We start from the raw sequence: 15197 nt of genomic DNA on the forward strand, positions 1-15197 counted from the left end.
CCGGCCGCGGGGGCGTCAGACGAGCGAGATGACGGTGCGGCGCTGCTCGAGGCGCAGCAGGTGGCGCAGCAGGTCCGGGTCGAGCCGGCGCAGCGCGTCGACGGCCGCGGGGTCGAACTGCGTGCCCGCGTGGCGGTCGAGCTCGTCCAGCGCTGCGGTCAGCGACAGCCCCTGGCGGTAGGGCCGGTCCGAGGTCATCGCGTCGAGCGCGTCGGCGACCGAGAACAGCCGGGCCTGCACCGGGATCTGCTCGCCGACGAGGCCGCGCGGGTAGCCCAGGCCGTCCCACCGCTCGTGGTGGGTGAGGACCAGCTCGGCGACGACGGGGGAGAAGCCCGCCTCGCTGACGATCCGGAAGCCGATGTCGGGGTGGCGGTCCATGACCGCGCGCTCGGCCTCGTCGAGGGGACCCTGCTTCTGCAGGACCGCGTCGGGGACGCCGATCTTGCCGACGTCGTGCAGCAAGAACCCGAAGGCCAGCTGCGGGTCGGCGGCCAGCGCCGGGTCGACCTCCTCGAGCAGCGCCTGACCGAGGGCGGCGACCCGCTCGACGTGGCCGCCGGTGGTGGAGTCGCGGGCGTCGATCGCCCCGGCCAGCGCGGCGGCGGTCGACCGGTGCCGGTCGGCGAGCTCGGCGGCCGCGGCGTCGGCGACGGCCTTCGCGGCCGCGAGGTCCTCGGCGAGCGCCTGCAGCCGCACGACGGAGTCGCGGGTCTGGCGGAGGTACTGCTGCTGGCCGACCCGCACGAGCAGCGGCGGCACCAGGAACGCGACCAGCCCCCACAGCCCCGCGGTCGTCCAGGCGTAGCCGAGCGCGGCCGCCAGCACGCCGTACGCCGCGAAGTGGGGAAGCGACCACGACAGGTCCGTGCGGAAGACCTCCGCGGGCGTGCGTCGCTGGTCGAGGCCGACCACCAGCGCGACGAGCCCGTTGTCGACCGCGAAGTAGCCCAGGCCGCTCGCCAGCCCCGCGACCCCGAGCGCGGGCAGGGACGACCACGGGAGCAGCGCGAAGGGGACCGCGGCGACCCCGGCGGCGACGACGAGCGCGGCGGTGTTGAAGACGTACTGCTCGGCCCGCCGGCTGCGCGCGGCCGCGGTCGTGGCCAGTCCGGCGGCCCCGGCGGCGACGACAGCGGCGACCGGCTCGCCCGCGGCCAGCGCCGCCAGCACCGGCACGGCCGACAGCGAGACCGTCGTCGAGCCGTAGACCTCTTCGCCGAGCAGCTCGGCCGCGACCGCGAGACCGGCGAAGACGGCGACGGCCAGCAGGGAGGCGGGCGGGGCGGCCAGCAGCACGACGGCCAGCACGACGACGGCGCCGAGCAGAGCGCCTGCGACGGCGGTGACGACAGCGCGCTGCATCCGGCGTACCCCCTTTTAGACCCATTCCCGTGAGACCGGTCCCGAGAGTGGCACGCAGTGCACCGCCCAGCACCGCGCCACGCCGGGGCGCGCCTCCCCTCGGCGCGCCCGACGGCCCCCTAGTCTCGGGGAACAGGTGTTCTACAGGCGGGAGCCGGGCGTGCGGGTGCTGGGGGTCGACCCGGGGCTGACGCGGTGCGGGCTCGGCGTGGTCGAGGGCGCGCCCGGGCGGGCCACCCTGGTCGCCGTGGGTGTGGCGCGCACACCGGCCGACGCAGAGCTGGGCGCGCGGTTGGTCGCGCTCGAGGAGGAGGTCGAGCGCTGGCTCGACCTGCACCGTCCCGACGCGGTGGCCGTCGAGCGGGTCTTCGCGCAGCACAACGTCCGCACCGTGATGGGCACCGCGCAGGCCGGCGCCGTCGCCATCACCTGCGCGGCCCGCCGCGGCCTGCCCGTCGCGCTGCACACCCCGAGCGAGGTCAAGGCCGCCGTCACCGGCTCCGGCCGCGCCGACAAGGCCCAGGTCGGCGCGATGGTCACCCGGCTGCTGCGCCTCGACGCGCCCCCCAAGCCCGCCGACGCCGCTGACGCCCTCGCCCTCGCGATCTGCCACCTGTGGCGCGGGGCCCAGCAGCAGCGGCTCGCCACAGCGCTGGCCGGAGCACGGACAGGAGTACGCCGGTGATCGCGTCCGTCGAGGGGGTCGTGACTGCCCTGACCCCGGACGGCCTCGTGGTGCGGGTCGGCGGGGTGGGGCTCGCGCTCCACACGACGCCGGGCACGAAGGCGCGCGCCCGCGTGGGCGAGCAGGTGGCCTTCGCCACCAGCCTCGTCGTGCGCGAGGACAGCCTGACCCTCTACGGCTTCGGCGAGGACGACGAGCGGCTCGTCTTCGAGATGCTGCAGTCCGCGAGCGGTATCGGGCCGAGAGTCGCGCAGGCCGTGCTGTCGGTGCACGCCCCCGACGCGGTCCGCCGCGCGCTGCTCACGGAGGACCTCGCCGCGTTGTGCCTCGTGCCCGGCATCGGCAAGAAGGGCGCCCAGCGGATGGTGCTCGAGCTCAAGGACAAGGCCGCCGCCCTCGGGGTCCTCGACGACACGCCCGCGCCCGTCGCGGCCGGGCTGCCCGCCTGGCAGGCGACGCTCGGGGCCGCGCTCGGCGGCCTGGGCTTCACCACCGCGCAGGTCGACGACGCCGTCGCCCGGCTGGCAGAGTCGCGACCGGACGCCACCGACGCCGACGTCCCGGTGCTGCTCAAGGAGGCCCTCGCGATGCTCGGACGCGCCCGGTGACCCTGCCCGAGCAGCCGCTCGACGAGGAGGAGCAGCGGGTCGAGGCCGCGCTGCGGCCGCGCCGGCTGGACGAGTTCGTCGGGCAGGAGCGGGTCCGCGAGCAGCTCACCCTCGTGCTGGAGAGCGCCAAGCGCCGTGGCCGGCCGCCGGACCACGTGCTGCTCTCCGGCGCGCCCGGGCTCGGCAAGACCAGCCTCGCGATGATCATCGCGCAGGAGCTCGGCACCCCGATCCGCATCACCAGCGGCCCCGCGCTCGAGCGGGCCGGCGACCTCGCGGCCCTCGTCAGCAGCCTCACCGAGGGCGAGGTGCTGTTCATCGACGAGATCCACCGCATCGCCCGGCCCGCGGAGGAGCTGCTCTACGTCGCGATGGAGGACTTCCGCGTCGACGTGGTCGTCGGCAAGGGTCCGGGGGCGACCGCGATCCCGCTCGAGGTGGCGCCGTTCACCCTCGTCGGGGCCACGACCCGCTCGGGCCTGTTGACCGGCCCGCTGCGCGACCGCTTCGGCTTCACCGCCCACATGGAGCCCTACAGCCCGGCCGAGCTCGAGCAGGTCCTGACCCGCTCCGCCGGTTTGCTCGGGGTCGACCTGCGCCCCGACGGGGCCGTCGAGGTCGCGGGCCGCTCGCGCGGCACGCCGCGCATCGCCAACCGGCTGCTGCGCCGGGTCCGCGACTACGCCGAGGTGCGCGCCGACGGTGTCGTCACCCGCGCGATCGCCCGCGACGCGCTGGCGGTCTACGACGTCGACGAGCTCGGCCTCGACCGGCTCGACCGCGCGGTGCTGGAGGCCCTCGTCCACCGCTTCGGCGGCGGCCCGGTCGGGCTGTCCACGCTCGCCGTCGCGGTCTCCGAGGAGGCCGAGACCGTCGAGGAGGTCGCCGAGCCCTTCCTCGTGCGCTCCGGGCTGGTGCTCCGCACCCCCCGCGGCCGGGTCGCCACGCCGGCGGCCTGGACCCACCTCGGGCTGCGCCCGCCGGGCCCCGTCGGGGGCGTCGACGTGCTGCCGCTCGACCTCGGTGACGGGCTCGACAGCGCCGGCTGAGCCACTCGGGAACCCCCTGCCCGGTCCGCTCGTCGTCCTCCCGAGGCCCCGCCTCGCGCACCGGCACCCGGTTTGCGGCTAGCGTTCGGTGGTCGCGCCCCTCCCGATGAGGGCTGACGGGCGCCCGCTTCTCGACTCAAGGAGTCACTCGGCCGTGGCACGTTCAGGTCCAGCGTCGCGCAACCAGCTGCACGTCGGCAGGTACTTCGGTGCCCTCGCGGCGCTGTTCGCGATCATGTACTCCGTCGTCTGGTTCGGTGGCGACGACGGTCCGCTCACCCCGAAGCTCGGCCTCGACCTGCGCGGTGGCGCGAGCGTCGTGCTACAGGTACAGCAGGAGCAGGGCGACACGCCGCCGACCCAGGCGCAGCTCGACACGGCCATCGAGATCATCCAGCGCCGCGTCAACGGCCTGGGTGTCGCCGAGGCCGAGGTCGTCACGCAGGGCAGCAACATCGTCGTGTCGGTGCCGGGCGGCACCCGGGAGTCGCTGCGGGCCCTCACCGTGACGGCGCAGCTGCGCTTCCGCGAGGTCCTCAACCAGGCGGCCGGCAGCCCGCAGCCGATCCCGACGGCCGTGCCCACGACCGTGCCGACCGGCAGCCCGGCTCCGACTGCCAGCGCGCCGGCCGTCAACCCGGCACCGAGCGCCACGAGCAACGGCCGCGCCGTCCCGCCGGCCCTGCTCGGCGTCGCCGCGCCGACCCCCACTCCCACCGCGACGGCGACCTCCGCGGCCAGCCCGGCCGCTACCCCGAGCGGCGCGGCCAGCCCGACGCCGACCGCCTCCGGCGGGCCCGCCTACACCGGGCCGAAGTCCGGCGACGTCTACACCCCGCAGGCCTTCGAGGCGCTCGACTGCAGCGTCCCCGGCGCCCGCGAGGGCGGTTCGCTCGACAAGCCCGAGCAGCAGATCATCGCCTGCTCCGACGACGGCGCCGTGAAGTACCAGCTCGACGCCGCCGCGGTCATCGGCACCGACGTCAAGGGCGCGACCGCGAGCCTCGACCAGTTCGGCACCGGTTGGCAGATCGTCGTGAGCTTCACCGGTGAGGGCCAGAAGAAGTTCACCGACCTCACGGTGAAGACGACCGGCAAGAACGTCGCGATCGTGCTCGACGGCCTGGTGCTCTCGGCCCCGACGATCAACGAGCGCATCGACGGCGACGCCCAGATCACCGGCGACTTCAACCGCAAGTCCTCGGCCGAGCTCGCCAACACCCTCAAGTACGGCGCCCTGCCGCTGTCGTTCACGACCGGCCAGGTCGAGGTCGTCTCGGCCACCCTCGGCGACGACCAGCTCAGCGCCGGGCTCATCGCCGGCGGCATCGGGATCGCGGTCGTGATCGTCTACGCGATCCTCTACTACCGCATCCTCGGGCTCGTCACGATCTTCGGGCTCGGCGTCGCCGGATCGTTGGTCTACGGGTCCGTCACGATCCTCGGCGACCAGATCGGCTTCGCGCTGTCGCTCGCCGGCATCGCCGGCTTCATCGTGGCCGTGGGCATCACCGCCGACTCCTTCATCGTCTACTTCGAACGACTGAAGGACGAGGTGAGAGAGGGGAGAAGCCCACGCAGTGCCGCCGACCGCGCGTGGGTCCGGGCCAGGCGCACGATCCTGTCCGCCAACTCGGTCAGCTTCCTGTCCGCCATCACGCTGTACTTCCTGTCGGTCGGCTCGGTCCGCGGCTTCGCGTTCACCCTCGGCCTGTCGACCCTGATCGACGTCGTCGTGGTGTTCCTGTTCACCCGGCCGCTGGTGTCGTTCCTGTCGCGCTACCCGTGGTTCACGAACGAGAAGCTGTCCGGTCTCGCGCGTCCGCGCGGTGCAGTCGACCCCACGCCGGGCAAGCCCGGTCCCACCGCTCCCCAGGAGGCCTGACATGGGCATCGGCAGCAGGCTCTACCGCGGCGAGACCGAGTTCCAGATCATCGGCAAGCGCAAGCGGTTCTACGCCATCGCCATCACCCTGGTCGCCATCAGCTTCGCGAGCATGATCTTCCGCGGCTTCAACCTGGGTGTGGAGTTCAAGGGCGGGGCGGTGTTCCAGTGGCCGTCCAACAGCTCCTCGGTCGAGGACGCCCGCGCGCTGTTCGAGGACCTCCAGCTCGAGGAGGTCATCGTCCAGACCGTCGGGCGCTCCAACGGCGAGGAGGACCTCAAGGTCCAGACCCCGCCGATCACCGACAAGCAGATCGACGACGTCATCGTCGCCATCACCGAGCGGTTCCCGGAGGTCCAGGAGTCGCAGATCATCTCGTCCAACGTCGGGCCCGCCTGGGGAGAGCAGGTCACCAACAAGGCGATCCAGGGCCTGGTCGCCTTCCTCGTCCTGGTGATGATCTACATCTCGATCCGGTTCGAGCCCAAGATGGCCTTCGCGTCGATCGTCGGGCTGCTGCACGACCTCGTCCTGGCCGCCGGCATCTACTCCCTCACCGGCTTCGTCGTCACCCCAGCGACGATCATCGCGCTGCTCACCATCCTGGGCTTCTCGCTGTACGACGCGGTGGTGGTCTTCGACAAGGTCGAGGAGAACACCCGCGGGATCGCCGGCGGCAGCTCGACGACCTACACCGAGGCCGCCGAGCTCGCGCTCAACCAGACCTTCATGAGGTCGGTCAACACCACGCTGATCGCCCTGCTCCCGGTGTCCGGGTTGCTGTTCGTCGGGGCGTTCCTGCTCGGCGCCGGCACGCTCAAGGACCTCGCGCTCGCGCTGTTCGTCGGCATGGCTGCCGGCGCTTACTCCTCGATCTTCCTGTGCACCCCGCTGTTCGTGGAGCTCAAGGAGCGCGAGGACGCCTACATCAAGCTGACCCAGCGCGTCCTCGCCCGCCGCTCCGGCCAGGTGAGCAAGGCCGGCGGCCGCTTCGCGCAGCGCGCAGCGGCCCGCGCCGCCGGGCAGCCGCTCCCGCCCGACGAGGACCTCGCGGCCGGTGACGGCCCGACCGCCACTGCCGTCGTGACCCCCGCGACCGCCCAGCCCGCGGCCGGCACCCGGCGCCCGCCGCAGGCGAAGAGCAAGGGCGGCCGCCCCGGTCAGCCGAGCGGCAAGAAGAAGCGGAAGAAGCGCTAGTGGACCTGACGGCGCTGCTGCGGGAGCGGGTCCTCGACGTCCCTGACTTCCCGACCCCTGGCATCGTCTTCAAGGACATCTCGCCGGTCCTCGCCGACCACGACTGCTTCACCGCCGTCGTCGACGCGATGGTGGCCGACCACCCGGTCGGCAGCATCGACAAGGTCGTCGGCATCGAGGCCCGTGGCTTCCTGCTCGCAGCCCCCGTGGCCTACCACGTGGGGGCCGGGCTGGTCCCGTGCCGCAAGCCCGGCAAGCTGCCACGCGAGACCCACGAGGTCCGCTACGACCTGGAGTACGGCACCGACGCCCTGCAGGTCCACCGCGACGCCTTCGCGCCGGGGGAGCGGGTCCTCGTCGTGGACGACGTCCTCGCCACCGGCGGCACCGCGGCCGCGGTGGTCGAGCTCGTCCGCCGGGCCGGTGCGGTCCCGGTCGCGCTGTCGGTGCTCATGGAGCTGACCTTCCTGCCGGGCCGCGCGACCGTCGAGGCCGCCCACCCCGGCTTGCCGGTGCACGTCCTGCTGCCTGTCTGACAGACAGGCGACTGGCCCGCCCGTAGACTCGGCTGCACCCCGAGCCTGAGGAGCCGCCCGTGGCAGGTGACGTCACCCCCGTCGCGAGCCCGCCCGGCGACAGCACCGACGAGGACGCCCTCGCCGCCGTGTCGCCGCAGGCACAGCCGCGCCCGGCCGACGCCACTGCCGAGCCTGCTCCGACGGGCGGTTCCGGCGTACCCCTGCTCGACGACGACGAGGACCCCGACACTGGTCCGCCGACCGGGCGCCGGGTCCGGGCTCGGCTGGCCCGGCTCACCCGCTCCGGGCCCGGCGAGGTCCTGCCGGTCCTCGAGCCGCTGGTCCGCACCATCCGCGCGTCGCACCCCAAAGCCGACGTCAAGGTCGTGCAGCGCGCCTACGAGGTCGCCGAGCAGGTCCACGACGGCCAGCGCCGCAAGAGCGGCGATCCCTACATCACCCACCCGCTCGCGGTCACGACCATCCTCGCCGAGCTCGGGATGGACACCACCACGCTGGTCGCCGCGCTGCTGCACGACACCGTCGAGGACACCGCCTACACCCTGGCCCAGGTCGAGGACGACTTCGGCGCCGACGTCGCGCACCTCGTCGACGGCGTCACCAAGATCGACAAGGTGAAGTTCGGCGACGCCGCGAAGGCCGAGACGATCCGCAAGATGGTGGTCGCGATGGCCCGCGACCCGCGGGTGCTCGTCATCAAGCTCGCGGACCGCCTGCACAACATGCGGACCCTGCGCTACATGCCGCAGGACAAGCAGGAGCGCACTGCCCGCGAGACCCTCGAGATCCTCGCTCCGCTCGCGCACCGCCTCGGCATGAACACCATCAAGTGGGAGCTTGAGGACCTGTCGTTCGCGACCCTCTACCCCAAGAGGTACGACGAGATCGTGCGCCTGGTCGCGGAGCGGGCGCCCTCGCGCGACACCCAGCTCGCGGAGGTCGTGGAGCGGGTGTCGACCGACCTGCGGGCCGCCAAGATCAAGGCGACCGTGACCGGGCGGCCCAAGCACTACTACTCGATCTACCAGAAGATGATCGTGCGGGAGCGCGACTTCGGCGACATCTACGACCTCGTCGGGATCCGGGTCCTCGTCGACGACGTGCGCGACTGCTACGCCGCGCTCGGCACCATCCACGCGCTGTGGTCGCCCGTGCCGGGGCGCTTCAAGGACTACATCGCGATGCCCAAGTTCAACATGTACCAGTCGCTGCACACGACGGTGATCGGCCCTGAGGGCAAGACCGTCGAGATGCAGATCCGCACCCAGGAGATGCACAAGCGCGCGGAGTACGGCATCGCGGCGCACTGGAAGTACAAGGAGGGGCCGGTCGACAGCGCCCCCGGCGCCCCCTCTCGCGGCGACGAGATGGCCTGGCTGCGCCAGCTGCTCGACTGGCAGCGCGAGGCCTCGGACCCCGACGACTTCCTCGACTCGCTGCGCTTCGACCTGCACTCCACCGAGGTCTTCGTCTTCACGCCCAAGGGCGACGTCATCGCGCTGCCCGCCGGCTCCACGCCGGTCGACTTCGCCTACTCGGTCCACACCGAGGTCGGTCACCGCTGCATCGGCGCCCGGGTCAACGGCCGGCTGGTGCCGCTCGAGTCGACCCTGGAGCACGGCGACGTCATCGAGGTCTTCACCTCGAAGGCCGAGACCGCCCACCCGTCGCAGGACTGGCTGCAGTTCGTCAAGAGCCCCCGGGCGCGCAACAAGATCCGGCAGTGGTTCGCCAAGGAGCGTCGCGAGGACTCCGTCGAGGCCGGCAAGGACGCGCTGACCCGCGCGATGCGCAAGGCGGGCCTGCCGCTGCAGCGGCTGCTCGGCGGTGACGGGCTGCTCGCGGTCGTCAAGGAGCTGCGGCTCGCCGACATCACCGCGCTCTACGCCGCCGTCGGCAGCGGTGAGGTGTCGGCGCAGACCGTCGTGCACAAGGTCGTGCAGTCCCTCGGGGGCGCCGACGGGGCCGCGGAGGACCTCGCCGAGACCGCTGTCCCGACCCCGCGCAAGGCGCGCACCCGCACCCCGGGCGACCCGGGCATCGTCGTCAAGGACGTCAGCGACGTCTGGGTCAAGCTCGCCAAGTGCTGCACGCCGGTGCCCGGCGACGACGTCGTCGGTTTCGTCACCCGCGGCCGCGGCGTCTCGGTCCACCGCCGCGACTGCGTCAACGCCGACCAGCTGCTCGCCGAGCCCGACCGCGTCGTGGCCGTCGAGTGGGCCCCGACCGCCGGCTCGCTGTTCCTCGTCAACATCCAGGTCGAGGCGCTCGACCGCACCCGGCTGCTGTCCGACGTCACCCGGATGCTCTCCGACGCGCACGTCAACATCCTGTCGGCGACGGTGACGACGACCCGCGACCGCGTCGCGGTCTCCCGCTTCTCCTTCGAGATGGCCGACCCGAAGCACCTCGGGCACCTGCTCACCCAGGTCCGCGCCGTCGAGGGCGTCTACGACGCCTACCGCGTCACCAGCTGACCTGACTCGCGCGGACGTCAGTTCAGGACGACCACGCCGATCCGTCGGGCAGCCTCGGCCAGCGACCGGTCGAAGGTCGCGAGCCGCGCCCCGTGCGTCACTGCCGTGTCGAGCACGCAGCAGTCGGGGAGCTTGAGGCCGGTCGCGACACGGAGCTCCGCGAGTCGAAGCGGCTCGTCGTCGTCACGCGGCGCCACCGCCACGCCCATGGCGGTGATGTCCGAGAGCAGCTGTGCCGCGCGGCCGACACGCGCGCCGCCGACGAGCACCTCGGTCAGGGTCATCGTGTGCAGGAGGAAGCCCTCGGCCGCGCCTGCGTCCAGCACGCTGGTTGCGTCGGCATGGTGCTCGTCACCGGCGGAGAAGTGGGCGACGAGCACGCTGGCGTCGAGAGCGATCACTCCGGCCAGTCGGCGCGCAGCTCGTCGAGGTAGCCCTCGCCGAAGGCATCGGGGTAGGCGCCCTTGGACACGCTCACGGCCGTGCGCCGCGCCTGCGTCACGCGCGCCGACTCGTCGGCCAAGGCGCTGTCACCGGCATCGACCAGTCGCAGGAGAAGTCGAGAGCGGGACTCGTTCGGCCAGCGTGCCGCTGCGCGGTCCAGGGCCCGGGCCACCTCGGGTGTCTCGGTGATCTGGTGTCGCGGTCGGGCTGTGGGCACGCGAAGAGTGTACCACCAATACGTCGGGTGACCCACCGACGCGGGGCCCGGTGGACGACGAGAGGCCGGCCCGCGGTGCGGACCGGCCTCTCGTCGTACGGGTTGCTGCTAGGCGGTCTTGAGCTTGGCCCGCAGCTTGGTGATCTTCAGCTCGGTCTTGGGCTTGCCGTCACCCGCGGGCTCCGAACCACCGGCCGCGACCTTGAGCAGCACGTCGAGGCCACCCGTGATCGTGCCGAACGGGGTGTACTGCGGCGGCAGCTGGGTGTCCTTGTAGACGAGGAAGAACTGGCTGCCGTTGGTGTTGGCGCCGGAGTTGGCCATCGCGACCGTGCCCGCGGGGTAGGTCGCCCCGGCGAGGTTCTCGTCGGGGAAGGCGTAGCCCGGGCCGCCGCTGCCGGTGCCGGTCGGGTCGCCGCACTGCAGGACGAAGATGCCCTCGGTCGTGAGCCGGTGGCACGACGTGGCGTCGAAGAAGCCGAAGTGGGCCAGCGAGCGGAAGTTGTTGGAGGTGCACGGCGCGGCCTTGGAGTTGAGCTCCAGGACGACCTTGCCTCGGTTGGTCTCCATCGTCGCCACGGCGGTCTTGACGCGCTCGACCCCGGTCGGGGGCGGCAGCGCCGGGAGCACCTTGCCTCCCGACGGCTCGCCGGTCTTGTTGTAGGCGCACGTCGTCGCGGTGTTGGCCGCGGGCGACGCGGTGGGTGTCGGGTTCGAGCTCGCGACCGTGTCGTCGTCGCCACCCAGCACGCTGCTCGCGGCGAAGGCCGCTCCGGCCCCGATCACCACGATCGCGATGACGGCGGCGATGACGGTCTGGCGCTGCTTGCGGCGGGCCTCGGCTGCCGCACGTCGCGCCGCCTGTCGCTCCGCGCGCATCCGTGCGAGCTCGCGCTCGCGCTTGCTGCTGGCCACGCCGGGTCCTCCTGAGTCGGGCTCCATGGTGCTCACGGCCCTGATCCTAGGGAATACCGGTCGATCAGGCCGCAAGCGCGCCGGTAGGGTCGTCCTCTCACACCTGCAACAGGAGGGACGGACGTGCTGGTCCGCGGGTTCCCGGCCGGCTCGTTCGGGACGAACTGCTTCGTCGTGGCGACCGGTCCCGGTCAGGAGTGCGTCGTCGTCGACCCCGGACAGGACGCCGTCCCCGGTCTCGACGACCTGCTGCGCGAGCACCGCCTCCAGCCGGTCGCGGTGCTGCTGACCCACGGCCACATCGACCACATGTGGTCGGTCGTGCCGGTCTGCGGGGCCCACGGCATCCCCGCCTACGTCCACCCCGACGACCGCGCGCTCCTGTCCGACCCGGCCCGCGGGCTGTCGATGGCGGTGGGCTCCCAGCTGTTCGGCGGGATGACCTTCAGCGAGCCCGACGACGTCGTCGAGCTGTCGGAGGCCGGGCCCATCGAGCTCGCCGGGGTCCGCTTCGAGGTCGACCTCGCGCCGGGCCACACGCCCGGGTCGATCGTCTTCCGGACCGGCGATGACGAGCCCGTCATGCTCGCCGGCGACCTGCTCTTCGCCGGCTCGATCGGTCGCACCGACCTGCCCGGCGGCGACTGGGGCCAGATGCAGGACTCACTGCGCCGCGTCGTGCTGCCGCTCCCTGACGAGACCGTCGTCCTGCCCGGTCACGGGGCAGCGACCACGATCGGCCGTGAGCGCGCGACCAACCCCTTCCTGCAGGAGCTCGTCCCCGCCCCGCCGACCCGGGGGCTGTAGGTGTTCACCGCCCCGAAGGGCACCTACGACGTCCTGCCCGGCTCGGCCTTCCTCGAGGTCCGCGACGCGCTGCTCGCGCCCTCGGTGCTGGCCGGTTACGGCTGGGTCGAGCCGCCGGTCTTCGAGGACACTGCGCTGTTCTCCCGCGGTGTCGGGGAGTCCACCGACGTCGTCAGCAAGGAAATGTTCACCTTCACCGACCGCGGCGACCGCTCGCTGACGCTGCGGCCGGAGGGCACCGTCGGGGTCCTGCGCGCCGCGCTGCAGGCCGGCCTCCACCGCGGCCAGCTGCCGGTCAAGCTGCGCTACGCCGGGCCGATGTTCCGCGCCGAGCGCCCCCAGGCCGGCCGCTTCCGGCAGTTCCAGCAGGTCGGTGTCGAGGCGCTCGGTGTCGACGACCCGGCGCTCGACGCCGAGGTCGTTGCCCTGGCCTGGCGCGGCTACGCCGAGGTCGGCGTGACCCAGGCCCGGCTGCTGCTCACCTCGCTCGGCGACGCCGCCTGCCGACCCGCCTACCGCGACGCGCTGCAGGCCTTCCTCGCCGGGCTCGACCTCGACGCGGAGACCCGCCGCCGCGCCGAGCTCAACCCGCTGCGCGTCCTCGACGACAAGCGCCCCGAGGTCCAGGCCCAGCTCGCCGACGCGCCTCTCATCAGCACCTCGCTGTGCGCCGACTGCGCGACCCACCTCGAGCAGGTACGCCGGCACCTCACGGCGATGGGCGTCCCCTTCGAGGACGCGCCCCGGCTCGTCCGTGGGCTCGACTACTACATGCGCACGACCTTCGAGTTCGTCCACGACGGCCTCGGCGCGCAGTCCGCGATCGGTGGCGGTGGCCGCTACGACGGGCTGTCGGAGCTCATCGGCGGGCCCGCGCTGCCCGGGATCGGCTGGGCCCTCGGGGTCGAGCGCACGATGCTCGCCCTGGAGGCGGAGGGCGTCGCGCGCGGGGCCGCGCCGGCCGCGCAGGTCTTCGTCGTACCCCTGGGGTCTGCTGCCAAGGACCGCGCCGTGCTCATCGTCGACGCCTTGCGCCTGGCCGGCGTCGCGGCCGACCTCGCCTACGGCGACCGCGGCATGAAGGGCGCCATGAAGGCCGCGGACCGCAGCGGGGCGGCCTATGCCGTCGTCCTCGGCGACCGCGACCTCGAGGCCGGCGCCGCGCAGGTCAAGGACCTGCGCACCACCGACCAGACCGCCGTACCCCTCGACGACGTCGTCGAGGTCCTGAAGGAGAAGCTCCTGTGATCCGCACCCACGAGGCCGGGACGCTCCGCGAGGAGCACGCCGGCCAGACCGTCACGCTGGCCGGCTGGGTGGCGCGTCGCCGCGACCACGGCGGCGTGGCCTTCCTCGACCTGCGCGACCGCAGCGGGGTGGCCCAGGTCGTGGTCCGCACCGACGCCGCGGACGAGCTGCGCAACGAGTTCTGCGTCGCCGTCACGGGCGTCGTGCAGGTCCGGCCGGAGGGCAACCGCAACGACGCGCTGCCGACCGGCGCGATCGAGGTGGCGGCCGAGACCGTCGAGGTGCTGTCGACCGCCGAGCCGCTGCCGTTCCCGATCGACGACCACGTGGAGGTGGGGGAGGAGGCGCGGCTGCGCCACCGCTACCTCGACCTGCGTCGCTCCGGCCCGGCCGCGGCGATGCGGCTGCGCTCCGACGTCAACCGCGCCGCCCGCGAGGTCCTGCACGCCGAGGGCTTCCTCGAGGTCGAGACCCCGACGCTCACCCGCTCCACCCCCGAGGGCGCCCGCGACTTCCTGGTGCCGGTGCGCCTGCAGCCCGGCTCGTGGTACGCCCTGCCGCAGTCCCCGCAGCTGTTCAAGCAGCTGCTCATGGTCGGTGGGCTGGAGCGCTACTTCCAGATCGCCCGCTGCTACCGCGACGAGGACTTCCGCGCCGACCGGCAGCCGGAGTTCACCCAGCTCGACATCGAGATGAGCTTCGTCGACCAGGACGACGTCATCGCGGTGGGCGAGAAGGTCGTGCGGGCGCTGTGGGCGCTGATCGGCCACGAGATCGGCGAGATCCCGCGGATCTCCTACGCCGAGTCGATGCGCCGCTACGGCAACGACAAGCCCGACCTGCGCTTCGACCTCGAGCTCGTCGAGTGCACCGACTACTTCGCCGGGACGCCCTTCCGGGTCTTCCAGGCCGACTACGTCGGTGCGGTCGTCATGCCCGGTGGGGCCGCGCAGCCGCGCAAGCAGCTCGACGCCTGGCAGGAGTGGGCGAAGCAGCGCGGCGCCCGGGGTCTGGCCTACGTCCTCGTGCAGGAGGACGGCACGCTGACCGGCCCGGTCGCGAAGAACCTCTCGGAGACCGAGCTCGCCGGCATCGCCGCCCACGTCGGTGCGGCCCCCGGCGACTGCGTCTTCTTCGCCGCGGGCGAGACCGGCCCGTCGCGCTCGCTGCTCGCCGCCGCCCGCCTGGAGATCGGCAAGCGCTGCGGGCTCATCGACGAGTCGGCCTGGTCGTTCGTCTGGGTCGTCGACGCGCCGCTGTTCGAGGCCGCCTCCACGGCGGTCGCCTCCGGTGACGTGGCGGTCGGCGCCGGTGCCTGGACAGCCGTCCACCATGCCTTCACCTCGCCCAAGCCGGAGTGGGTCGACCGCTTCGAGGAGTCACCCGGCGAGGCGCTGGCCTACGCCTACGACATCGTCTGCAACGGCAACGAGATCGGTGGCGGCTCGATCCGCATCCACCGCCGCGACGTGCAGGAGCGGGTCTTCGCGATGATGGGCATCAGCCCCGAGGACGCCGAGGAGAAGTTCGGCTTCCTGCTCGAGGCCTTCAAGTACGGCGCCCCGCCGCACGGCGGCATCGCGCTGGGCTGGGACCGGGTCGTGATGCTGCTGTCGGGCTCGGACTCGATCCGCGACGTCATCGCCTTCCCCAAGACCGGTGCCGGCTACGACCCCCTCACCGGCGCCCCGACGCCCATCACGACGCAGCAGCGCGCCGAAGCCGGCGTCGACTGGACCGCCCCCACCCCCTGACCCCCG

The 15197-nt window shown here is 72.9% G+C and carries 14 protein-coding genes; 10 read left to right on the forward strand and 4 right to left on the reverse strand.

The features are described 5' to 3' along the window. Window positions 1-15: 15 nt before the first annotated feature. Window positions 16-1365 carry an HD-GYP domain-containing protein gene (locus tag Q8R60_04880; protein ID MDP3711802.1) on the reverse strand — a complete coding sequence of 450 codons (1350 nt, stop codon included), beginning with the start codon at window positions 1363-1365 and terminating at the stop codon, window positions 16-18. 160 nt (window positions 1366-1525) lie between these two features. Between Q8R60_04880 and ruvC the strand changes: the two genes are divergently transcribed. The 7 genes from ruvC to Q8R60_04915 all read left to right on the forward strand — a co-directional run bounded on the left by ruvC (window position 1526) and on the right by Q8R60_04915 (window position 9806). Next, window positions 1526-2050 carry a crossover junction endodeoxyribonuclease RuvC gene (gene ruvC / locus Q8R60_04885; protein MDP3711803.1) on the forward strand — a complete coding sequence of 175 codons (525 nt, stop codon included), beginning with the start codon at window positions 1526-1528 and terminating at the stop codon, window positions 2048-2050. Beyond that, a complete protein-coding gene (gene ruvA, locus Q8R60_04890) occupies window positions 2047-2658 on the forward strand; it encodes a Holliday junction branch migration protein RuvA (protein MDP3711804.1) in 612 nt (203 codons plus the stop codon). The genes ruvC and ruvA overlap by 4 nt, the downstream gene beginning before the upstream one ends. After that, window positions 2655-3707, forward strand: coding sequence for a Holliday junction branch migration DNA helicase RuvB (gene ruvB / locus Q8R60_04895; protein ID MDP3711805.1), 1053 nt, complete (start codon window positions 2655-2657; stop codon window positions 3705-3707). The genes ruvA and ruvB overlap by 4 nt, the downstream gene beginning before the upstream one ends. 154 nt (window positions 3708-3861) lie before the next feature. Next, the gene (gene secD, locus Q8R60_04900; GenBank protein ID MDP3711806.1) at window positions 3862-5592 is read left to right on the forward strand and encodes a protein translocase subunit SecD; all 1731 of its coding nucleotides are present in this window, start codon (window positions 3862-3864) and stop codon (window positions 5590-5592) included. A gap of 1 nt (window position 5593) precedes the next feature. Next, window positions 5594-6790: a protein translocase subunit SecF gene (secF, locus tag Q8R60_04905; GenBank protein ID MDP3711807.1), complete on the forward strand. Its 1197-nt coding sequence runs from the start codon at window positions 5594-5596 to the stop codon at window positions 6788-6790. Further along, window positions 6790-7326: an adenine phosphoribosyltransferase gene (locus Q8R60_04910; GenBank protein ID MDP3711808.1), complete on the forward strand. Its 537-nt coding sequence runs from the start codon at window positions 6790-6792 to the stop codon at window positions 7324-7326. The genes secF and Q8R60_04910 overlap by 1 nt, the downstream gene beginning before the upstream one ends. A 59-nt stretch (window positions 7327-7385) precedes the next feature. Beyond that, window positions 7386-9806 carry a bifunctional (p)ppGpp synthetase/guanosine-3',5'-bis(diphosphate) 3'-pyrophosphohydrolase gene (locus Q8R60_04915; GenBank protein MDP3711809.1) on the forward strand — a complete coding sequence of 807 codons (2421 nt, stop codon included), beginning with the start codon at window positions 7386-7388 and terminating at the stop codon, window positions 9804-9806. Between the two features lie 17 nt (window positions 9807-9823). Here the strand turns inward: Q8R60_04915 and Q8R60_04920 are convergent, their stop codons facing one another. The 3 genes from Q8R60_04920 to Q8R60_04930 all read right to left on the reverse strand — a co-directional run bounded on the left by Q8R60_04920 (window position 9824) and on the right by Q8R60_04930 (window position 11382). After that, window positions 9824-10207 carry a PIN domain-containing protein gene (locus Q8R60_04920; protein MDP3711810.1) on the reverse strand — a complete coding sequence of 128 codons (384 nt, stop codon included), beginning with the start codon at window positions 10205-10207 and terminating at the stop codon, window positions 9824-9826. After that, entirely contained in the window at window positions 10204-10467 is a 264-nt protein-coding gene (locus Q8R60_04925; GenBank protein ID MDP3711811.1) for a hypothetical protein, read from the reverse strand. The genes Q8R60_04920 and Q8R60_04925 overlap by 4 nt, the downstream gene beginning before the upstream one ends. A gap of 108 nt (window positions 10468-10575) precedes the next feature. Next, complete coding sequence (locus tag Q8R60_04930) at window positions 10576-11382, reverse strand: peptidylprolyl isomerase (GenBank protein MDP3711812.1); 807 nt, start codon at window positions 11380-11382, stop codon at window positions 10576-10578. A 123-nt stretch (window positions 11383-11505) separates the two neighbouring features. On the opposite strand from Q8R60_04930, the gene Q8R60_04935 reads away from it, so the two are divergent. The 3 genes from Q8R60_04935 to aspS are packed head-to-tail and all read left to right on the forward strand — an operon-like array spanning window position 11506 to window position 15191. After that, window positions 11506-12189: an MBL fold metallo-hydrolase gene (locus Q8R60_04935; protein MDP3711813.1), complete on the forward strand. Its 684-nt coding sequence runs from the start codon at window positions 11506-11508 to the stop codon at window positions 12187-12189. Further along, entirely contained in the window at window positions 12190-13437 is a 1248-nt protein-coding gene (gene hisS, locus Q8R60_04940; protein ID MDP3711814.1) for a histidine--tRNA ligase, read from the forward strand. Next, window positions 13434-15191, forward strand: a complete 1758-nt coding sequence (aspS, locus tag Q8R60_04945) for an aspartate--tRNA ligase (GenBank protein MDP3711815.1) — start codon at window positions 13434-13436, stop codon at window positions 15189-15191. Before hisS ends, aspS begins: the two co-directional genes overlap by 4 nt. The last annotated feature ends 6 nt before the right edge of the window (window positions 15192-15197 follow it).

It is taken from the genome of Mycobacteriales bacterium, from assembly GCA_030697205.1.
Classification (GTDB): domain Bacteria; phylum Actinomycetota; class Actinomycetes; order Mycobacteriales; family SCTD01; genus JAUYQP01.

What these genes read in the sequence shown, in the direction of transcription:
- Q8R60_04880 (MDP3711802.1), bottom strand. Translation starts at nt 1,365, where the DNA reads ATGCAGCGCGCTGTCGTCACCGCCGTCGCAGGCGCTCTGCTCGGCGCC.
- secF (MDP3711807.1), top strand. Translation starts at nt 5,594, where the DNA reads ATGGGCATCGGCAGCAGGCTCTACCGCGGCGAGACCGAGTTCCAGATC.